Source organism: Nitrosomonas sp., from assembly GCF_019752095.1.
Lineage (GTDB): Bacteria > Pseudomonadota > Gammaproteobacteria > Burkholderiales > Nitrosomonadaceae > Nitrosomonas.
Map to the genome: position 1 here is coordinate 25,630 of NZ_JAIEMO010000042.1, position 20,000 is coordinate 45,629.

Genomic DNA, 20,000 nt, shown 5'->3' on the forward strand with positions numbered 1-20,000 from the left:
GTTATTTTGATAATGACGCTGTGAAGAATTAACTATCACAGTTTGCTATTTTGATTGGAAGCTAAAAAGATATTATTATAATTCAGTATGTTTTAGTAATTTTGAAGTTAGCTTCTGAAAAACTACTTTTGGATCGGATTCCTGCTTGACGGATTGATTGTTTTCAGTTGCTCTTTGCTCAGCTATGGCAATTTTTTCATCGGTAATATCGCGGCAGAAATCACGGAAATTGTTCCAATCTATGTTGTATTCGCGTAAGTTATCCTGTGGAATGAAAACGCGAAGTACCTCAAAATTTTGATACATTTCCGGTAATCGGGATGTGAGGTAATGGTTAATATTTTTTGGCCACCGTTTGTGTTCCGGGTACATGTCGGCCAACTCTTTTTCAAAGGTATAACGGAAATTATCGACGGCCAAAGCGCGGCGCTTACGGTTAACAATATCTACCATAATGGCTACTATCCCCAATAAGCCAAATAATACAAAAGGCCATAGCGGGACAGTTTCAAAATATCCGGAGATTTGTTCAATATATTCGTTCAAAGTTGTCCCCAGTTTCTAGTTAATAAATGTATTAGATAAAATATTCCTGTGTTGACGCAACATACCGTCTCATCTTGCCATAGTAAAGCACATGGATCAATATGGGCATTTTTCACGTATTCCGATTTTAATAAGTATTACCGAATCAGTTTTTTCTATCGAAAATGTGTTTGATGTGCAGCAATCGTTCAAATGCCAATTTTTTCATTTAATTCTCACCTTTGCGCTGTGATATTAAGCGTGCTCAGTGCAGTATTTGATTAACGAACTCTTATATCAGTCAGTTATTCTTATTTGAGTGCGAAACTAGGAGTCTGCCAAGCTTTTAGAGGTGAATTTTAGTTTTTGACAAAGCAATGGCTATTCTTCATGCTAGCAGTTCATTATTTTCACAGCTGATTATTTTAACCTATAGCAGCGATATTTGTTGTAAGTCCAAAATTTGCATTGACCTAATAGTGCTAATTGCGTTATTTTTACCAGTTTTGTAATCGCGGAAGATAAGCGCCTAAATTATATCAATCTTGTTATGGTACCCAAAAAGCCTAGTAGTAGTAATGCCACTTCATCTCAACCCGAAAGTTTTGAGGCTGCATCGGCTGAACTTGAAAAAATAGTAATGGCTATGGAAGCCGGGCAGATGTCATTGGAAGCTTCACTTTCAGCTTATCAGCGCGGCGCAGAGTTATTGCAATTTTGTCAGGATAAATTGCAAAATGCGCAGCAGCAAGTGCGTGTGCTTGAAGCTGGGAAGTTAAAAAACTTTAATCGATCTGATAGCGATGAGTCCTGATTTCCAGAATTGGGCGAGTAGCTGTCAGGCGCGTATCGAAACATTTTTGGAAGCGAGATTGCCGGCTACCGATTGTGTTCCTGAACGGCTGCATAAAGCCATGCGCTATTCGGTGCTGGGTGGTGGAAAACGAGTGCGTCCATTATTATCATTTGCGGCGGGCGAGCTTGCTGGTGCCGATTTTGAGCGTGTAACGGTTGTAGCTGCTGCAGTGGAGCTGATTCATGCTTATTCTTTGGTGCATGATGATTTGCCCTGCATGGATGACGATATTTTACGTCGGGGAAAACCCACCTGTCATATCGAATACGATGAAGCCACTGCGTTGTTGACAGGCGATAGTTTGCAAACGCTTGCATTTGAATTGTTGGCGGAAAAGTCTCTGGCGGATGTGCCTGGGACGCAACTGGAGATGATCGCGCAGTTGGCGTTGGCATCGGGTTCTCGTGGTATGGCGGGAGGACAGGCATTTGATCTGGATAGTGTCGGTAAGATGCTGAGTTTGCCAGAACTGGAGTTTATGCATATCCATAAAACCGGTGCACTGATTCGTGCTGCCGTGATGTTGGGTGCGCGGTGCAATAGCTGTTTGAGCAACGAACAATTGGCTAGGTTGGATCATTTTGCCAAATGTGTCGGTCTGGCATTCCAAGTGGTTGATGATTTGCTGGATACAGAGGCAACAACGGCGACATTGGGCAAAACCGCTGGAAAGGATGCTGAGCATAATAAACCGACTTATGTCAGTATTCTGGGTATTAGCCAAGCGCGTGAGCTGGCTGAAAAACTGCAGCAGGATGCTTATCAAGCTTTGGATGGTTTTAATGAAGCTGCGGTAAGGTTGCGCCAGGTAACTGATTTTATAATTAAACGTAAATTCTGATTCCAAGAATTTTTTCTACATCTTTTATTTTCAGGCATTGAATGTATCCATTGTTAGATACCATTAACTTACCCTTCCAATTACGCGAATTAGAGCAAAAGAAGTTACCGCAGTTCGCTAAAGAATTACGAGGTTTCTTGATAGATTCAGTCGCAAAAACGGGTGGGCACCTATCTTCTAACTTAGGTACGGTTGAATTAACTATTGCCTTACATTACGTGTTTAATACACCTCACGATCAATTGGTTTGGGATGTAGGGCATCAGACGTATGCGCATAAAATTCTGACGGGTCGTCGCAATGGCATGAATAAATTACGCATGCAAGACGGGTTGGCTGGTTTTCCACGTCGCGATGAAAGTGAATATGATGCATTCGGTACTGCGCATTCGAGTACTTCGATCAGTGCTGCTTTGGGTATGGCGGTTGCTGCGCAATTAAACCGGACTGATCGGCGAGCTATCGCGATTATTGGCGATGGTGCCATGAGCGCGGGTATGGCATTTGAGGCATTGAATAACGCTGGCGTGATGGATGCTAATTTACTGGTTATTCTGAATGACAACGACATGTCAATATCTCGCCCGGTTGGAGCACTTAACAATTATCTGGCCAAGCTGATGTCAGGGCGATTTTATGCTACGGCGCGGCGTGCGGGTGAGAAGGTGTTAGGGGTTGTTCCAACCATGCTGGAATTGGCTAAGCGTGCTGAGGAGCATGTCAAAGGTATGGTATCGCCGAGCACTTTATTTGAAGAATTCGGGTTTAATTATATTGGACCGATTGATGGTCATGATTTGGATGTATTGGTTACTACCCTGAGAAACATCAAGCAGTTAGACGGTCCGCAATTCCTGCATGTGGTAACTCGAAAAGGTGCGGGCTACAAGGTTGCGGAAGAAGATCCCATTTTGTATCACGGTGTGGGGAAGTTTGATCCGAAAAAGGGGATTGTTGCTAAAGCAAATGGGAAACCCACCTATACACAAATTTTTGGTGATTGGTTATGTGATATGGCGGCGCAGGATTCTCGTTTGATCGGCGTGACGCCTGCAATGCGGGAAGGCTCAGGGTTAGTTCGTTTCTCTCAAGAGTATCCCGAACGCTATTTTGACGTGGGCATAGCTGAGCAACATGCTGTTACATTCGCGGCAGGTGCAGCATGCGATGGCTTAAAACCAGTTGTGGCGATTTACTCAACCTTTCTGCAGCGCGCCTATGATCAATTGATTCATGATGTGGCGATCCAGAACTTGCCTGTAATATTTGCCATCGATCGGGCTGGTTTGGTCGGGGCAGATGGACCCACGCATGCGGGCAGTTTTGATTTAACCTATTTACGTTGTATTCCAAACCTGACCGTGATGGCACCAGCAGATGAAAATGAATGCAGGCAAATGTTGTATACGGCCTTTAAACTGGACACGCCGACGGCCGTTCGCTATCCCAGGGGAACTGGTGCGGGTGTACAGGTTCAAAAGGACATGCAGGCATTGCCTATAGGACGGGGAGAGATCCGACGTCAAGGGGAAAAAATTGCTTTGTTGGCTTTTGGCAGCATGTTGACACCTTGCTTAGCTGCAGGAGACGAACTGAATGCCACAGTGGTTAATATGCGTTTTATTAAACCGCTGGATGATGATCTTGTGGCATCGTTGGCTGCTAGTCATGGTTTGTTGGTGACGGTGGAAGAAAATACCGTGATGGGAGGTGCTGGCAGTGCTGTCATAGAATCGCTTAGCAGCCAGCAGATCCAAGTCAGATTGCTGCAACTTGGATTGCCGGATATTTTTATTGAACACGGCGATCATGCACAGATGCTTGCAGACTGCGGATTAGACAGCGGCGGAATTATCAAATCAGTACGAGCAGTATTGCCTGAATAATCATTAACAATCGATCAGTTGCTTGATTTGCCGTTAGCAGGAACACTTGGTCGTACAGGAGAGAATATGAATAAACAGATAGATATGCCAATTGCCGATGTGCAGAGCTCATTGGATACCCGGCGAATAGCGATAGATCGAGTTGGGATTAAGGCGATTCGTCACCCTGTGGTTGTGGCCGATAAAGATGATGGTGTGCAACATACTGTGGCGGTTTTTAACATGTATGTTAATTTGCCACATAATTTCAAGGGTACGCACATGTCTCGCTTTGTTGAGATCCTCAATAGTCACGAGCGGGAAATCTCGGTAGAGTCATTTCAAATCATCTTACAGGAGATGATTACAAAGCTGGAGACGGATTCTGGTCATATTGAAATGACTTTTCCCTATTTCATCAATAAGTCGGCGCCTGTTTCACAAGTTAAAAGCTTACTGGATTATGAAGTGACATTCATAGGCGAGATTAAAAACAGTGAATATCTGTTCACCATGAAAGTTATAGTTCCTGTTACCAGCTTGTGTCCTTGTTCCAAGAAGATATCCAATTACGGTGCGCACAACCAGCGTTCGCATGTCACCATTTCTGTGCGTACTAATAGTTTTGTCTGGATTGAAGATATTATCCAAATTGCTGAGAACAATGCTTCGTGTGAGCTATACGGTTTGTTGAAAAGACCTGATGAAAAATATGTGACTGAGAAGGCATATGATAATCCAAAGTTTGTTGAGGATATCGTAAGAGATATTGCAGAAGTGCTGAATCATGATGAACGGATTGATGCCTATGTTGTGGAATCAGAGAATTTTGAATCTATTCATAACCATTCAGCATATGCGTTGATTGAAAACGACAAGACGCAGAGCAGGTAGTATGTCATAACGGTTAACACCGTATTAATTTAGAAATGATGTGTCAGAATTTTTCCGATCACAAGGCTTGGCAGCCTTTTGCTGTAGTTCGTAGTTGAGAAGCTGCAAATAGTTCGTTGCTGGATGCCAGAATGAGCTAATAACTGGCGGACGCGATTGATAAGCGGCCGAAATAAGCATGACAGCTATAGTGTTATTTTTATTATTCAATGCCTTGTGATTCAAGATAATCTTCATAATTACCTTTGAAATCATTAATGCCATCCGGTTTCATTTCAATAATTCGTGTGGCCAGTGAAGAAACGAATTCCCGGTCATGGGAAATAAAAATCAAAGTCCCTTTAAATTTCTCAAGTGCACTGTTCAGTGATTCGATGGATTCCATGTCAAGATGATTGGTCGGTTCATCCATCAGCAAAATATTCGGTTTCCGGAGGATCAATTTGCCGAAGAGCATGCGGCCCTGTTCTCCGCCAGAAATCACGCGAGTAGATTTTTTGATGTCATCGCCTGAGAACAGTAATCGGCCCAATGTGCCCCGTATCGTTTGATCATCATCGCTGCCTTGCCGCCATTGGTCCATCCATTCGGTTAATGACAGAGCTTCTTCAAAATCAGCCGCATGATCTTGCGGATAATATCCGGAGTGTGCCTTCTCGGCCCATTTTATCTCACCGGAATCCGGTCTTAGATCACCTGCAAGGCAGCGTAAGAGCGTGGTTTTTCCGATTCCGTTAGGGCCGATGATGGCGACTTTCTCGCCGGCCTCTATGTCCAGACTTAAATGATTAAATAAAGGTTTGTCCAATCCCTGGTAACACTTGCTGATTGCTTTGATGGAAACGGCTAGGCGATGCAACTTATCCCTGTCGTTCACTTCAAACTGGATAAAAGGATATTGGCGGCTGGATGGCTTGACGTCTTCAAGTTTTATTTTCTCAATTTGCCGCGCGCGACTGGTTGCTTGTCTGGCTTTCGATGCATTCGCAGAGAAACGGCTGACAAAAGATTGCAAGTCGGCAATCTGTGTCTTCTTCTTGGCGTTATTCGCCAACATGCGCTCGCGAACCTGGGTCGAGGCGGTCATGTAGTCATCGTAGTTGCCGGGATAGATCCGTAGCTCACCATAATCCAGGTCAGCCATATGCGTGCAAACGCTGTTCAGAAAATGCCGGTCATGAGAGATAATGATAATGGTATTTTTGCTGGCGTTGATGACGTCTTCCAGCCAGCGGATTGTATTAATATCGAGATTATTGGTGGGTTCATCCAGTAATAAGATATCCGGATTGGAAAATAATGCCTGTGCCAATAATACGCGTAGCTTAAATCCTGGCGCAATCGCGCTCATCAGTCCTTGATGCTGGGAAGATGGAATGCCTACCCCAAGCAGCAGTTCTCCGGCACGTGCTTCCGCAGAATAGCCATCCAGTTCGGCGAATTGCGACTCAAGCTCGGCAGCATGCATATATTCTTCTTCGGTGGCATCCGGGTTGGCATAAATGGCGTCACGCTCCTGTTTGACGTGCCATAATTCCGCGTGCCCCATTAATACCGTATCGATAACGAAACAATCTTCAAAAGCGAATTGATCCTGGCGCAGCTTTCCCACGCGTTCACCGCTATCAACAGCAACATTTCCAGAAGTGGGTTCAAGATCCTTGCCAAGAATCTTCATGAATGTTGACTTGCCGCAACCATTGGCGCCAATTAAACCATAGCGGTTACCGTTACCAAATTTTACGGAAACATTTTCAAACAGCGGCTTGGCACCGAATTGCATAGTGATATTGGCGGTTGTAATCAAAGCGAGTACCTACGGATGATGGTTTCAAGAAAAGGGCGCACATTTTAAAGGTTTTGAGTGGGATGGTGTAAATTAATCTCATTTGGTTTTAAATTAGATTAGAAGGGATCGGTATTTCCTAGAAAAATAGGGAGCAAATTGCACGAAATGGCGATTGGGGGTTATGCTTCGCAAGTATAGAATTTTGGGGTGGGGGATCTAATACCCATCTTGTGATGAAGCTTAGAATGGTGGCAATTCCATAAAAATAAGGAGATAGTGTGAATTCTGCAGGTTTAGATATGGCTTTTGACGTGATATATTGCACCATTTAGGCTGTCTAATCCCAGCTAAGCTTCAAATACTGTGATGAACGAATATAAAAAATACCTAGTTTTGAAGTCTGCTCTTGAAAGTATCTTTGGTAAAGCTGCCTGGTACGCACTGAAGGAATCGAATCACGTTCCGACGTGGCGAAAATATGGAATCAAGACGCTACAAATCATTAAGTTAGCAATAGAGGCAACGGTTGAAATCGCCGATGAAGAATGGCGACAAGAAATCAATAACTTAATCTCTGATGGAATTGCAAGTTTAAAAACAGACCAAGAAATTGATGAAATTATTTCTACCCTCGCAGGTACTTTAATTCAAATTTCTTTTCATCAGATCGGTTTGATGCCAAATTGCAGAGGCTCAGCCAAGCCTAGTGTGCTTAAAAAAGGGCTGTGGCGCCTTAATTTATTTAGGTCAGTTGTGTACCTCCAAACTCAAAGTCAAAAAGAGCAGTTATTTCTGAGTAATCAGCGAAAAGAAATTGGCTTTGACGCACAGCTAGGCTTACAAGACAAATACAGAAAAAGCAAAACCGAGCTGTCTTTTTCTGAATGGTGTAAAAATGAAGATAACCCGCGTAAGGCGGAAGCTGAAAGCGTTCCGCCGAATGGAAATGTTCCCCCCGTATGATCCCACTGCATGAGCGTGATGATGGCATTGGATGATAGGTTAGCGCTGGTTTTGATTTGACGGATTGCCCTTCGTCCTTCGGACATCCGTCCTACGAAGCTACGCGTTTCGGCGCCGCTCAACGACACGTTAAACCGCAATGCGAAACATGTAGCAGCCGTACGGAACCGTGTAATCTCTAAGCTCAAAGGAGATGTGAAATGACAAAGATTGCAAAGAACACGATCTGCCTCTGGTACGAAAACGATGCCGAGGGCGCTGCGCGATTTTACGCCCAGACATTTCCCGATTCGTCAGTCGGCGCGGTGCATCGCGCACCAGGGGATTATCCATCGGGCAAAGAAGGGGATGTATTGACTGTCGAGTTCACCGTAATGGGTATCCCGTGCCTCGGACTCAATGGCGGGCCTGCGTTCAAGCACAATGAAGCCTTTTCTTTTCAGGTTGCGACCGAAGACCAAAGTGAAACGGATCGCTATTGGAACGCGATCGTCGGCAACGGCGGTCAAGAGAGCGAGTGCGGCTGGTGCAAGGACAGGTGGGGTATCTCTTGGCAGATTACGCCAATTGCCCTGACGGAAGCATACACCAGTCCTGACCGTATGGCCGCCAAACGAGCATTTGATGCGATGATGACGATGAGGAAAATCGACATTGCCGCAATCGAAGTGGCATTTCGCGGTTGAGATGTGAACGATCTGATAACTCGCGTAAGGCGGAAGTTATATATGCCCAAATCATGGGCATTACACTGGAGCAGAAGGCGTAATGAGGTGGTTGTGTCATGGCAACCAAGGTACCGGGTCTTGAATTAATACCTGTCATCAGAATCATCACGGTTAGTGAGGATGACATTGAGAATCCCAACATCGTTCTAACGTATCCCTATCCGGTACGATCCGAAATAATTTACGCCGTGGCTTAATGACGATCATCGAATTACAAATAATGAAAAATACCGATCAATGAAATACCTCCAGTGGCATAGATGAGCGGGCTGTCCCAGGTATGTGGAGAAAAAGCTTCCGCTAAGGTAATCAGTATCGGCATTAGCAGTAGTGCGGCGACTAACTGAGTGGAATTGAAATAGGGGTGAAATGCTAGTATGGCAATCACAGTGGTTATCCATACGCATGCGCTGCCCATATAACTACGAACGTATTTTTGCTGGGTAAAAAGCGCATAAGTCGCATATTTTCTTGTGCCGAATCTTATCCCGACGGGTTCCGCCAGACCGTCACCAACACCATTGGCAATAATGATGATCATGACGAGCGGTAGCATGTCGCGGCTTTCGAAGTAAGCCAGCAACGGGATGAGTACCAAGTAGCTGGCGATAAACTGTGTGTAAAGCCAGATCAATGTGAATGGTCTATCTTCCGGCCTGTCAAACGAGCAAAACATCACAAAAAGTACCCTGATCCTATTGCGTAAGGGTGCGATAAAAAATGTCAGAAAAATAAATACGCAGATGATATCGATGAGAAATGTTGTTGCACTATAGGGGTATTCAATGACGGATGATAGTAAAGTTGGAAGAAAGAAAAATGCGAAATGATTGATTTTGCGCGTGTAGTTAACCTTGAAATTTCGATGAATGACGAGTAATCCGCACGCATAATGAATTGAAAATAATAATGCGTAGAAAATTGCGTGATGCAGCCAATATTCGAAAGGGATAGGCATGTGCGGATCGGCTATAATTGTATCTGTTTATACGTTAACGATAGCAATTTTCCAAATCGCATTTCAGCCGGTTTATTAGCGCTTGACGGGATTCAATCCGATCGAGGCGATGATCATTCCAAGCAGTGCCAACCCCGCCACTATGGGAAATGCATCCAGATAGCTGCCGGTGATATCTTTGATACTGCCCGATATCAGAGTTCCCAGGATGGCACCGGCGCCATAGGCCGTGTACACGATCCCATAATTCTGCGCATAGTACTGCTTTCCAAAGAAAATTCCAGTTGCAGTGGGCGCCAGTGCAAGCCATCCGCCCAGGCACATCCATAATATGCAGAATGCGACTAAGTACAGCATTGCGTTTTCTTGCCCAAAAAAGGACATCATTAAGGATGCTGCAAAAATCAGGATAAATGAAAGCATCGCGCTATGTTTCGGGCCTAGCCTATCGGTAATGGCTCCAAATATTGGTCGTCCGAGGCCATTAAATACCGCAAAAAGTGAAACAGCCAGCGCCGCCATAGTTGCATCCAGCTTGGCTACTTCTGTACCCACCGGGGATGCTATGCCAATCGCCATTAATCCAGCCAGGCAACCGATTGTGTAGGTAGCCCATAACGCATAGAAACTGGGAGTTTTTAGCATTGCTTGTCTGGAGAGGTTCAAGGTTGGGAATGTAGCAGTTGCGTGGGCAGAAGAAATCGCTTCAGATCCTGCAGAAATCCATTTGTCTGGTGGAAAACTCAATAACTGCGCCGAAAGCATAATGATGACGCCAAATGCTATCCCTGAATAAAGAAACGTGTTCATGATCCCTATGTCCGGATTGTCGATCATCGCTTTCATGAGGGATGCTGTGACTAGCGCCGAGACGCCAAATCCCATAATCGTTAAACCAATCGCTAAACCGCTTTTTTGGGGGAACCATTTCGCGATTACCGCAATCGGGCAGCCGTAAACGATGCCGACCCCAGCGCCGCCTATTACTCCGTATACAATGGTCAGGATAGTAATATTCGGAGAGAAACTTGCAGCAATCCATCCTATCGCTACCAGCATGCCGCCTAGCATTGCGGTCTTTTTCGGTCCCCATTGTGCGATCAGATTGCCTGCCAGCGGCATTGCTATTGCAAATACTGCCAGAAAAACCATAAACGGATAGCCGCTTTGACTCGAAGTGATTCCCCACAAGGTCTCCAATGGTTTTCTGAAAATGCTGAATGCATAAATGGAGCCTAAGCAAACATTGATCAAAAATCCAACTGAAACGAGTAGCCACCTGCCTTTTTCTGCGGCCATGCCCAGTATTATCAATTGTCGTTCCGCATTTCTGTCTTTGTCCATCAGGTTGCTTTTTCAGTTAGTGCGTGGATTTTTGCCGTGATCTTACCGTTGTGCTTGCTTTTTACAGGAATTTAATCGGGATGATAACTGGGTGGAACGCAGTTGTGCCTGAGTTCGATTTATTTAATACGTAAATCCATTGGATGAACGCAGATACACTTAAATTGTTGAAGAAAAAAACTACGCTTGACGGTTTTGGATTACATTTTAGACGTGCGATTTCCCGTGGTTTTGCCCTAGGGTTATTTATTTGATCGCATATTCAGAAACTTGCCACATTCCATCTTGAGTCTTGGCCAGCGTTACTGTCTCCATAATCAAACCTTTTTCAGTAAAAGTGGTATAGAACTGTAAGATTACATAATCTCCGTCAGGAAATCCTGATAATGATTTTGCTGCACTTGCCGTCGCAATAAATCGAGCATTCATGGCACCACGCGATGACCTAATTGCAGTTATTGATTTGATCCACTCCGCTTCGGGTGTTTTAGCTCTTAATAGAGGAGATGAGCTTTCCCAGCTTTCTTTATATTGCCCACGATCAACCGATCCTAACCAAGAGCGTGCACTGCTCTCAACCTTTTCAAGAATATCACCCTTTTCGGCATGCACCGTATTGATATATAAAAGTAACAGAAATATCGCAAATAATCGTTTTATCATAAAAAAACTCCTAAAATTTCTCGTGTGATGTTGTCACTTCGCTTGACTAGGCATGGGGAAAGATATTTCCTATTAGCCAGATAGAAGAAATTCCTAATAAGATAAGAATAACTTGCTGGATGGTGGCATGAATCTCAGGGCGTTTATGCAAACTTGGAATCAAATCCGACATGGCTACGTAAATCATGCTCGCCGAAGCAATTCCAAGTAATGGCAGGATCAAATAATCCATTTCATTCAGCATAAAATACGCTAGCACACCTCCAACCAAAGTAGCTAAGCTGGACACTAAGTTCAATAAAAATGCCATGCGGCGCGTATAGCCAGAATTCAGCAGAATAATGAAGTCTCCCGCTTCTTGCGGTATTTCGTGAGCAATAATTGCAATCGATGTCACAATACCTAATTGCACATCAACCATGAATGAAGCTGCAATCAGAATGCCGTCGACAAAATTATGAAAGGTATCCCCTACGATTACCATCATTCCGCTGCGCCCATGATCATGCTCATGAAGGTTGCCTGGGGTTACCGCAATGCCATGTAACGGATCATGCGCTTCGCAATCCTCTAAATGGCAATGCCGCCATAACACCAGTTTTTCCAGGATAAAAAAAACTAAGATACCGAATAATACAAAGATGGTTACTTGTGTTGGATTATCTGAATGCTCAAGCGCTTCGGGCAAGGTATTTAAAAAAGCAACGCCTAATAATGCACCTATGGCATAGGATATGAGTACTGAGAGCCATGACACACGGGCGTTGAATGCCAATATTGCGGCAACCAACAGACTCAATACGCCGCCCAGCAAACTGACAGCAATAATCCAGGTAAGCGTTGACATAGCACGAATTAAAAAAGAAAGGCGGGATTATACGCTGTTGCAATGCAATAAATAACAAGTTAAGGAAGAGAGTTTTACTCAAACCAGATTAAAGCGGCCATGCGTCCGGTTACACCATCCCGACGATACGAGAAAAAATGCTCAGAATCGCTGAAAGTACAGATCCCTCCACCATAAATCTGAGCAATGCCACTGCTTGTCAAGCGTTGGCGTGCCAACAGAAAGATATCCGCGAGCCATTTTCCCCCTTGCTGCCCGCTCTTGGCTACAAATCCTTGTTTCGCCTGTGTGTCATGCTGAACAAAAGCTTCGTAGACGTCCGTGCCGACTTCAAAGTGATTCGGGCCAATTGCTGGCCCCAGCCATGCTATCAGCTCACCATGATCCGCTTGCATAGCTTGGATGGATTTTTCAATAATTCCTCCAGCCAAGCCGCGCCAACCTGCATGTACGATACCCACGGTAGTGCCCGCTGTATTACATAATAATACCGGCAAGCAATCGGCGACCATTACAGCGCAAACTGTTTTTCGCTTACGGCTAAAAACCGCATCTCCTTCTGGAATTTTCGTTGTCGTCTGATCTATCGGGATCGGTACTGTCCCGTGTACTTGTTTCAACCACCTAGGCTCGGCCGGTAAGTAGCGGCGTAATAAAGTCCGATTTTTTGTAACGTCGGCCAAATTATCATTAACGTGTGTGGCTAGATTTAGCGAAGCATAAATACCATTTGCGTCGTGACTCATACCGCCTGCGCGAGTTGTAAATAGTGCTTTTACATTGCTGGGTGCAGGCCAATCAGGAACGATCCAATCATGCATAGTTATCGAATTTCACCATTATTCAGAAAAGTGTCGAGAGGCATCATTTGTAGTTCTCGCAGCCATTAAATTGTAATAATTAGAACGCCTGCTCACAACGAATTAAACCTAAAAATAGATATTTCTGAGTTAAAATATTATCAATGAGGTCACAATCTATCTCAATGCGTGTTGCATTGTTACTGAATCCCGTTAATAACCCCGATAGTTGATAATAACAAGTCCAATATAGGTGTAATCAATGAATTATATAAAAAACTCAATTAATACAATGCACAAAACTTTCGTGTGCGCAATCATGCTCATCTTTTTATTGACATCCTTTGCCCATGCTTCAACCGAAGATGAAAGCGAATTTCTTAAAGCTGCATTTTCCGGAAATATAGAAGCTATTAAGCAGTTATTGGAAAAGGGCGTCAATGTTAATTACCAAAATGAAATGGGATTTACTGCGCTCATTGTGGCTTCCCAATTTGGACATAGCGATATTGTCGATCAATTGCTGGAAAAAAATGCTGATGTAACTATTAAAAATGCGGGTGATGTAACGGCATTGACCATTGCCGCAAAAAATGGCTATGCTGACATCGTTGGTATGCTGTTAGCCAAAGGCGCGGATATTAATGCGCAAACCACCGATGGTATTACACCATTGATGCTGGCAATACAAAAAGGCCATGAAGCGATCGTCGATACGCTGCTTGAAAAAGGTGCGGATATTCATCTGCAAACCCAGGAAAAACTTACAGCCTTGATCATTGCCGCCCTGGAAGGCAGAAGCGCCATCGTCGATAAGCTCTTGGCTAAAGGCGCAAAAATTGATGTGCAGGCGTCCGATAATACTACCGCACTATACATGGCGGCAAGAAACGGACATACGGCAATTGTTGAAACCTTATTAGCAAAAAATGCCCCTGTTGATTTGATAGCGGTCAACAATACCACGCCATTGTATGTTTCTGCACAAAATGGCCATCTTGATATTGTCAATGCTCTGCTGGCAAAGGGCGCTAAAGTTGACGCAAAAGACGAGAATGACGCGACGCCCCTGATTTTAGCGTCATTAATGGGTAACGCTGAGGTAGTAGAAGCTCTTATCAAACATGGCGCTACGGTAAATCATCAAGCCAATAATGGATTTACTCCGTTGATTCTGGCCGCGCAAAACGGACACGCGCCGGTCATAGAAATCTTACTGGATAGCGGCGCTAATATTAATCAGCAAAATGACGATGGTGTAACCGCATTAATGTGGGCAGGCTTGCACGACCATGCCGATGCGGTAAAAGTGTTATTGGCCAAAGGCGCTGACATAAAGATTAAAAGCAAAACCGGAAAAACCGCGGTTGAACTTGCCAAAGACCCTGCCATCATCGAGTTGCTGCAAGCCACTCAATAAAGCGCAATACCACGCATGAACACGATGTCCGAGCAAAACTACTCCCCGCCTAAAAAAAGTATGGTGTTTGCGCATCGTGGTGCGAATCGGGAAGCTATGGAAAACACCCGTAATGCCTTTGACAGAGCATTACGATATGCCATTGATGGCATTGAAACCGATGTGCAATTGAGCCGTGATGAAGTTGCTGTGCTATGGCATGATCGCTTTCTCGATAAAATCAGACTGAACGATAAGCGCATTGACGATTTCGATTATCATCAACTACAAACGCTGATTAATCCAAGTTCTGAAAATGAAGGCATTCTGACTCTGAAGGACTTTCTAATCACCTATCGTAAATGCTGCCACTTATTGATCGAAGTCAAAAACCGTGACTGGGAACCGCCTGCTCGTCACCAAACAAAAATGCGCCAAACGCTGGATTTGATTAGCAACAACCCTGAGCAAGGCATACTGGTTTCCTCCTTCAATCTTGTGAGTCTTGAATATGCTCACTGCTACCGGCCAGGGGTTCCATTGATTTATAACTTTGAAACTGAACAAACCATCGCCGATGCACGCCAATTACTTACTACCCATGATTTTCTGTATGGTTTTTGTCTACCGATTGCAAGCACTGATCAAGCAATGGTCAGTTTATTGCATGATCAACGCAAATGTGTCGGCGTATATACCTGCAATAGTGAGGCTGAAATCACTAAAGCTTTGCAGCTAGAGGTTGATATCTTGATCAGCGATTTACCTGAAAAAGCGCTGATACTGCGCGATCAATGAAACGGGATTTTGCAGCATTATCCGCTCAATCATTCGATCTTTTGATTTGTGGCGGTGGCATTTACGGTGCTTGGACAGCGTATGATGCTGCACTTCGCGGTCTGAAAGTGGCTATCGTCGAACAAAACGATTGGGCCAGCGGGACATCCTCAGCATCGACCAAGTTGATTCATGGCGGTTTGCGTTACCTGGAAACATACGATTTTAAGCTAGTGAGGAAATCACTCCAGGAACGAGCTATGTTGCTGCGCGTTGCGCCTCACCGTGTATGGCCGTTGCACTTTGGCGTTCCGGTTTACGCACAACAGCGCATCAACCGATTGCAATTGAAACTGGGTTTGTCGTTGTATGATTATTTGGCCAGCGATGCAAGTGCGTCCATGCATCACCGTTATTATGATGCCAAGCAATTTAACGTGCATTTTCCCATGGTTAGGGAAGATACCTTGAAAGGAGGATTCACCTACGCTGATGCACAAACGGATGACGCACGGTTGACCTTGGAATTGATTGCAGGCGCCCAAACAGCTGGTGCTTGTTGCGTCAATTATTGCCGATTGATACAACTATCGGAGACAGATGGCAAAGCCGATGGCGCAATCATTCAAGATCAACTGACTCATAATAAACAAAGAATTCACGCCAAACAAATTGTTTTTACGGCTGGACAGTGGCTGACTAAGAAAGCACCAAGCAACGCATGGTGTCGTCTTGCCAAGGGTGTTCATCTTGTCATGCCTGCTTTGTTGAATGCTGAAGCTTTGTTACTGACCACCGAATCGGATGGGCGGGTATTTTTTATGATTCCGTGGTATGGTTTAACGCTACTTGGGACAACCGATACCGATTTCAAAGGCGATGTGGAACAAGTTACAGCTGAAGACAGCGACATTGATTATTTGCTCGCCGCTGTCAATAGTTATCTGAACACACCGTGGACGCGCAGCGATATCATCGGTAGCTTTGCGGGTGTGCGGGTTTTTAAGCAAAATACATCGACAGTTTCCTCCAGTTCACCTTCAGCTGTTAGCCGCGATTGGGAATTAAAATCCGCGCCCAACGGTGTACATTATGCCATTGGCGGAAAAATCACTTCGTCGCGCCAGGACGCTACGCGTATCGTTGATGCAATATGCGCACAGCTGGGTGTTTCACTACCTTGTGCGACTCAGGATCGTTTGTTCCCTTGGGCGCCGCAAGAAAATTTCACGGTATGGTCTGCCCGTATGTCTGACCAAGCGGCGCAACTAGACATTGATGCGGAAAGCGCACATTGGTTGTTGCGTCGCCACGGTGTGCGTAGCGTAGAAATTTTCCAACGTATTGAAATGGAACCTGATTTGGCGCAACGAATTATTCCTTCTTTACCATTTCTTCGTGCTGATTTGATGCACTGTGCAGCAACCGAGATGGTGATCCATCTGGATGATTTGCTACGCCGTCGCATGCCCTTACTTATATTGTCAAAAATTACCGAAGATCAATTGCTAAAAATTGCTCGATACATAGCTGGTATTCTAAATTGGAGCAGCACGCAAATTGCTCAGGAAATTACGCGTTGCGACAGATACCGGAGCATGCAGTGACCGTGGCAATCGCGCTCGACTTGGGCACGACATCTATTAAAGCTGCTTTAATGGATCAACAAGGGAAGCTCCAACACATCGTCACTCACCCAGCACCTGTCATCGACAACTGGAATGGGCGATACGAAAGCGATGCGCTGCACTATGTTGCGACTGCTGAACGAGTCCTCAAAGAATGCCTTGCACAAACCCATGACAAACCGCCGTTAGGATTATGCAGCCAACGCTCGTCTTTCCTGCTCTGGGATAAAACCACCGGTGAACCAGTAACGCCATTAATATCCTGGCAAGATGACCGAGGTGCAAGCTGTTGTGATCACTTGCAGGCATCGTCAGACACCATTCACAAACTCAGCGGCTTGCAGTTAACACCCTATTACTTTGCAACTAAATTGAGTGTATTGTTGCGGGAAAATCCGGCATGGCGAGATAAGCTTATTCAAGGCGAATGGCTGACCGGTACGCTGGATACATTTTTGATTTGGCGCTGGACAGACAAGCAGTATTTTGTCACCGATGCATCCATGGCTGCGCGCACGCTGTTGATGGATATTTATCAGCAGCAGTGGTCAAATGCTTTATGTCATTTATTTGATATTCCCCATTCAATTTTGCCGCAAATCAGACCTTCAAACGGATTGAATCTGCTTTTAAATAATGGATTAATCTTACAAGCCAGTGTTGGCGATCAATCGGCAGCACTGATTGCCAGTTTGATTAACAGTCAGGGCGAAGCTTTGGTCAATCTTGGCACAGGCGGTTTTGTGATTCGTTCGCTTGCTAAGAAGCAAGTGGCATTTGATGGTTATTTGCAAACATTGGTTTATCAAAACGAAAACCAGCATGTGCAATTTGCTATTGAAGGCACGCTCAACTCTATTGCTGCCGCGCTTGCATCTTATCCGGTAAATGAGTGTCGCTTTGAAGATCTGGCAGGCAATGATATTTTTTGTTTGGCTGAACCCAGTGGTTTAGGCGCGCCTTATTTTTGCAAGGATTGGGGTATCCATTTTTCTCAACCTGTCACCGGATTTACTTCACGGCAAGTTGCTTCACTGTTGCTCGAAGCGATTGTTTTCCGGGTTGTGCGCATCCTAGAAGAATTTCACCAGTATGCGCCGTTAACTCGAGCTTATTTGTCTGGGGGTTTATCCGAGTTACCCTGTTTGCAATATGGCATCGCACAATGTACTACCTTTCCGGTTTATCACCTGCAACAAAAAGAAACGAGTCTGCAAGGTACTGCTGTATTGGCCTATGGATTTAAAGTAACCTGCCACCGAGAAATGCATAAAGTAGAAAGTAGGCAAACAAACATCGCGCTCTTGAAAAAATATCGACGTTGGAAAGATTGGTTGGATGCTTTATTAAGAATTCCCCGTGGTTAATCCTAAAAAGTCTACCCGAATGAATGACCAATCCTGTAAAATCGCGCATCGCGAGTGTCACTCTTATACGCAATCAAATTTTTGTATTTTATTATCATTCATTGCATAGTCTCATGATATCAATCGTATAGCATTAAAGTTGATTGTTTCGTGCGATGATGTTCTACCTTTCAAAAGGAAGCCTTGTGACAACCAATATACCTGGTTATACTTATGGCAGCGCTTCGTTGCAAAAATCTCCCGTATCCATAGATGATTTTGCCAAGTTGAAACAAGCCAGTCTGTTTGGCGATGACGACATACGTTATCTAAAAATGTCGCATGACGTGCTGAAAGATCAGGTCGAGCAAATCCTGAATGTATGGTATGGTTTTGTCGGCTCAACCCCTTTCCTGTTGCACTATTTTACCAATGCGGCCGACGGTCAGCCCAACATGGATTATCTGGGTGGTGTACGCAAACGCTTTGGACAATGGATTCTCGATACCGCCAACGCCGAGTACAATCAAGACTGGCTCAATTATCAATATGAAATCGGATTGCGCCATCACAGTTCGAAGAAAAACACCACCGACAACGTAAAATCCGTACCTATCATTCATATCCATTACATTTTTGCGTTGCTGATCCCGATTACTACTACACTTCGTCCATTCCTGGAAAAAGGCGGTCATTCTCGTGATAATGTAGATCGCATGCAAGATGCATGGCGCAAATCGGTGCTGTTGCAAGTAATTCTGTGGTCACAACCTTACATCAAATCAGACGAGTTCTAATCTTTCTGGGAGAGTATTTTTTCGCTATCCCAGAAAAATATACCTGAAATTCATTTTCTTAAAAATTCTGTTGGCACATGCGCCTATCCATCATCATTCCTGCTTTTAACGAAGAGCGACTGATTCTCGATTGTTTGAATTCCATCCAAGAATCTATCAAGGCAAACCGAGAACCCGGTTTCACTTATGAGATCATCGTCGTCGATAACAACTCCACTGACAAAACGGCACAACTCGCTACACAAGCCGGCGCGATGGTGGTATTTGAGCCGATCAATCAAATCGGGCGTGCGCGTAATACCGGCGCAGTAGCCGCCACTGGTGATTGGCTGTTGTTTGTAGATGCCGACAGTTTATTGAACTCCGGTATGGTTGGCGATATCCTGCAAATGATCGAAAGCAAGAAATATGTCGGTTGCGGCAGTGTTATGCACATGCCAAATTTACCCTGGTGGGGCAATGCTGCAATGCAACTTTGGACCGCCCTATCAATTACCTTCCGTTGGGCATCCGGTGCACTGGTTGTATGCCGCACCGATGCATTTCGCGATGTCGGCGGATTTAACCAGGAGTTATTCGCCGCCGATGAAATCGATTTAAGCCAATTATTAAAAAAATGGGGGCGCCAAAGCGGCCTGAAATTCACCATCCTGACTCGACATCCTCTGGTTACGTCACCACGCAAAGTGCAGCTATACACCGGGCGAGAAATTGCCATGCAATTCTTCAGCGTATTATTTAGTCCTCGTAAGGCCTTGCAGAACAAGGAGAAGCTTCCAATTTGGTACGATGGAAGGCGTTGATTTTATGCTTAGACTCATCACAGTTCTCATAACGCGGCTTAAAAATTAAAATACGTGGATTACACAGTTAGTGTTCAACTAATATCAACATCTACTCTCTGAGAACTTTGCACGGTTAGAGTCATTTTCAGGTGCGGATGATGATATAATAATGTTTTGAATCATATTGTTGAGTTA

The 20,000-nt window shown here is 44.6% G+C and carries 20 protein-coding genes; 13 read left to right on the top strand and 7 right to left on the bottom strand.

Annotated features, from left to right (window positions below):
- Positions 1–75: 75 nt before the first annotated feature.
- Entirely contained in the window at positions 76–546 is a 471-nt protein-coding gene (locus K2Q13_RS12195; RefSeq protein WP_292921422.1) for a hypothetical protein, read from the bottom strand.
- A 529-nt stretch (positions 547–1,075) separates the two neighbouring features.
- Here K2Q13_RS12195 and K2Q13_RS12200 point away from each other — a divergent pair.
- The 4 genes from K2Q13_RS12200 (at position 1,076) to folE2 (ending at position 4,981) form a co-directional block, all read left to right on the top strand.
- The gene (locus K2Q13_RS12200; RefSeq protein ID WP_292921423.1) at positions 1,076–1,339 is read left to right on the top strand and encodes an exodeoxyribonuclease VII small subunit; all 264 of its coding nucleotides are present in this window, start codon (positions 1,076–1,078) and stop codon (positions 1,337–1,339) included.
- Positions 1,329–2,222 carry a polyprenyl synthetase family protein gene (locus K2Q13_RS12205; protein ID WP_292921424.1) on the top strand — a complete coding sequence of 298 codons (894 nt, stop codon included), beginning with the start codon at positions 1,329–1,331 and terminating at the stop codon, positions 2,220–2,222. The genes K2Q13_RS12200 and K2Q13_RS12205 overlap by 11 nt, the downstream gene beginning before the upstream one ends.
- A gap of 41 nt (positions 2,223–2,263) precedes the next feature.
- Positions 2,264–4,108, top strand: coding sequence for a 1-deoxy-D-xylulose-5-phosphate synthase (gene dxs, locus K2Q13_RS12210; RefSeq protein WP_292921425.1), 1,845 nt, complete (start codon positions 2,264–2,266; stop codon positions 4,106–4,108).
- Positions 4,109–4,174: 66 nt separating this feature from the next.
- Positions 4,175–4,981 (top strand): GTP cyclohydrolase FolE2, encoded by an 807-nt coding sequence (folE2, locus tag K2Q13_RS12215; protein WP_292921426.1) that lies wholly within the window; start codon positions 4,175–4,177, stop codon positions 4,979–4,981.
- A 202-nt stretch (positions 4,982–5,183) separates the two neighbouring features.
- Here the strand turns inward: folE2 and K2Q13_RS12220 are convergent, their stop codons facing one another.
- The gene (locus K2Q13_RS12220; protein ID WP_292921427.1) at positions 5,184–6,788 is read right to left on the bottom strand and encodes an ABC-F family ATPase; all 1,605 of its coding nucleotides are present in this window, start codon (positions 6,786–6,788) and stop codon (positions 5,184–5,186) included.
- Between the two features lie 348 nt (positions 6,789–7,136).
- Here K2Q13_RS12220 and K2Q13_RS12225 point away from each other — a divergent pair, with 348 nt between their 5' ends.
- From K2Q13_RS12225 to K2Q13_RS12235, 3 genes are all read left to right on the top strand, one after another.
- The gene (locus tag K2Q13_RS12225) at positions 7,137–7,733 is read left to right on the top strand and encodes a hypothetical protein (RefSeq protein WP_292921428.1); all 597 of its coding nucleotides are present in this window, start codon (positions 7,137–7,139) and stop codon (positions 7,731–7,733) included.
- A gap of 200 nt (positions 7,734–7,933) precedes the next feature.
- Positions 7,934–8,419, top strand: coding sequence for a VOC family protein (locus K2Q13_RS12230; RefSeq protein WP_292921429.1), 486 nt, complete (start codon positions 7,934–7,936; stop codon positions 8,417–8,419).
- Positions 8,420–8,517: 98 nt separating this feature from the next.
- Positions 8,518–8,658 carry a hypothetical protein gene (locus tag K2Q13_RS12235; protein WP_292921430.1) on the top strand — a complete coding sequence of 47 codons (141 nt, stop codon included), beginning with the start codon at positions 8,518–8,520 and terminating at the stop codon, positions 8,656–8,658.
- A 14-nt stretch (positions 8,659–8,672) separates the two neighbouring features.
- On the opposite strand, the gene K2Q13_RS12240 is transcribed toward K2Q13_RS12235, so the two are convergent.
- From K2Q13_RS12240 to pgeF, 5 genes are all read right to left on the bottom strand, one after another.
- The gene (locus tag K2Q13_RS12240; protein ID WP_292921431.1) at positions 8,673–9,419 is read right to left on the bottom strand and encodes a hypothetical protein; all 747 of its coding nucleotides are present in this window, start codon (positions 9,417–9,419) and stop codon (positions 8,673–8,675) included.
- 75 nt (positions 9,420–9,494) lie between these two features.
- Positions 9,495–10,763, bottom strand: a complete 1,269-nt coding sequence (locus K2Q13_RS12245; RefSeq protein ID WP_292921432.1) for an OFA family MFS transporter — start codon at positions 10,761–10,763, stop codon at positions 9,495–9,497.
- Positions 10,764–11,009: 246 nt separating this feature from the next.
- Positions 11,010–11,426, bottom strand: coding sequence for a DUF4019 domain-containing protein (locus tag K2Q13_RS12250; RefSeq protein ID WP_292921433.1), 417 nt, complete (start codon positions 11,424–11,426; stop codon positions 11,010–11,012).
- A 46-nt stretch (positions 11,427–11,472) separates the two neighbouring features.
- Positions 11,473–12,273, bottom strand: coding sequence for a ZIP family metal transporter (locus tag K2Q13_RS12255; protein ID WP_292921434.1), 801 nt, complete (start codon positions 12,271–12,273; stop codon positions 11,473–11,475).
- Between the two features lie 74 nt (positions 12,274–12,347).
- Complete coding sequence (gene pgeF, locus K2Q13_RS12260) at positions 12,348–13,094, bottom strand: peptidoglycan editing factor PgeF (protein WP_292921435.1); 747 nt, start codon at positions 13,092–13,094, stop codon at positions 12,348–12,350.
- 241 nt (positions 13,095–13,335) lie between these two features.
- On the opposite strand from pgeF, the gene K2Q13_RS12265 reads away from it, so the two are divergent.
- The 6 genes from K2Q13_RS12265 to K2Q13_RS12290 all read left to right on the top strand — a co-directional run bounded on the left by K2Q13_RS12265 (position 13,336) and on the right by K2Q13_RS12290 (position 19,823).
- On the top strand, positions 13,336–14,493 hold the full coding sequence (locus tag K2Q13_RS12265; RefSeq protein ID WP_292921436.1) for an ankyrin repeat domain-containing protein: 1,158 nt from the start codon (positions 13,336–13,338) through the stop codon (positions 14,491–14,493).
- Between the two features lie 15 nt (positions 14,494–14,508).
- Positions 14,509–15,270: a glycerophosphodiester phosphodiesterase gene (locus tag K2Q13_RS12270; RefSeq protein ID WP_292921437.1), complete on the top strand. Its 762-nt coding sequence runs from the start codon at positions 14,509–14,511 to the stop codon at positions 15,268–15,270.
- Complete coding sequence (locus K2Q13_RS12275) at positions 15,267–16,856, top strand: glycerol-3-phosphate dehydrogenase/oxidase (RefSeq protein ID WP_292921438.1); 1,590 nt, start codon at positions 15,267–15,269, stop codon at positions 16,854–16,856. The genes K2Q13_RS12270 and K2Q13_RS12275 overlap by 4 nt, the downstream gene beginning before the upstream one ends.
- On the top strand, positions 16,829–18,244 hold the full coding sequence (locus K2Q13_RS12280) for an FGGY family carbohydrate kinase (protein WP_292921439.1): 1,416 nt from the start codon (positions 16,829–16,831) through the stop codon (positions 18,242–18,244). The genes K2Q13_RS12275 and K2Q13_RS12280 overlap by 28 nt, the downstream gene beginning before the upstream one ends.
- Before the next feature lie 185 nt (positions 18,245–18,429).
- A complete protein-coding gene (locus tag K2Q13_RS12285) occupies positions 18,430–19,020 on the top strand; it encodes a protoglobin domain-containing protein (RefSeq protein WP_292921440.1) in 591 nt (196 codons plus the stop codon).
- A gap of 77 nt (positions 19,021–19,097) precedes the next feature.
- Positions 19,098–19,823 carry a glycosyltransferase gene (locus K2Q13_RS12290; RefSeq protein WP_292921442.1) on the top strand — a complete coding sequence of 242 codons (726 nt, stop codon included), beginning with the start codon at positions 19,098–19,100 and terminating at the stop codon, positions 19,821–19,823.
- Positions 19,824–20,000: the final 177 nt, after the last annotated feature.

What these genes read in the sequence shown, in the direction of transcription:
- K2Q13_RS12250 (WP_292921433.1), bottom strand. Translation starts at nt 11,426, where the DNA reads ATGATAAAACGATTATTTGCGATATTTCTGTTACTTTTATATATCAAT.
- K2Q13_RS12200 (WP_292921423.1), top strand. Translation starts at nt 1,076, where the DNA reads ATGGTACCCAAAAAGCCTAGTAGTAGTAATGCCACTTCATCTCAACCC.
- K2Q13_RS12290 (WP_292921442.1), top strand. Translation starts at nt 19,098, where the DNA reads ATGCGCCTATCCATCATCATTCCTGCTTTTAACGAAGAGCGACTGATT.
- K2Q13_RS12225 (WP_292921428.1), top strand. Translation starts at nt 7,137, where the DNA reads ATGAACGAATATAAAAAATACCTAGTTTTGAAGTCTGCTCTTGAAAGT.
- pgeF (WP_292921435.1), bottom strand. Translation starts at nt 13,094, where the DNA reads ATGCATGATTGGATCGTTCCTGATTGGCCTGCACCCAGCAATGTAAAA.
- K2Q13_RS12240 (WP_292921431.1), bottom strand. Translation starts at nt 9,419, where the DNA reads ATGCCTATCCCTTTCGAATATTGGCTGCATCACGCAATTTTCTACGCA.
- K2Q13_RS12245 (WP_292921432.1), bottom strand. Translation starts at nt 10,763, where the DNA reads ATGGACAAAGACAGAAATGCGGAACGACAATTGATAATACTGGGCATG.
- K2Q13_RS12235 (WP_292921430.1), top strand. Translation starts at nt 8,518, where the DNA reads ATGGCAACCAAGGTACCGGGTCTTGAATTAATACCTGTCATCAGAATC.
- folE2 (WP_292921426.1), top strand. Translation starts at nt 4,175, where the DNA reads ATGAATAAACAGATAGATATGCCAATTGCCGATGTGCAGAGCTCATTG.
- K2Q13_RS12255 (WP_292921434.1), bottom strand. Translation starts at nt 12,273, where the DNA reads ATGTCAACGCTTACCTGGATTATTGCTGTCAGTTTGCTGGGCGGCGTA.
- K2Q13_RS12230 (WP_292921429.1), top strand. Translation starts at nt 7,934, where the DNA reads ATGACAAAGATTGCAAAGAACACGATCTGCCTCTGGTACGAAAACGAT.
- K2Q13_RS12275 (WP_292921438.1), top strand. Translation starts at nt 15,267, where the DNA reads ATGAAACGGGATTTTGCAGCATTATCCGCTCAATCATTCGATCTTTTG.
- K2Q13_RS12270 (WP_292921437.1), top strand. Translation starts at nt 14,509, where the DNA reads ATGAACACGATGTCCGAGCAAAACTACTCCCCGCCTAAAAAAAGTATG.
- K2Q13_RS12265 (WP_292921436.1), top strand. Translation starts at nt 13,336, where the DNA reads ATGAATTATATAAAAAACTCAATTAATACAATGCACAAAACTTTCGTG.
- dxs (WP_292921425.1), top strand. Translation starts at nt 2,264, where the DNA reads ATGTATCCATTGTTAGATACCATTAACTTACCCTTCCAATTACGCGAA.
- K2Q13_RS12205 (WP_292921424.1), top strand. Translation starts at nt 1,329, where the DNA reads ATGAGTCCTGATTTCCAGAATTGGGCGAGTAGCTGTCAGGCGCGTATC.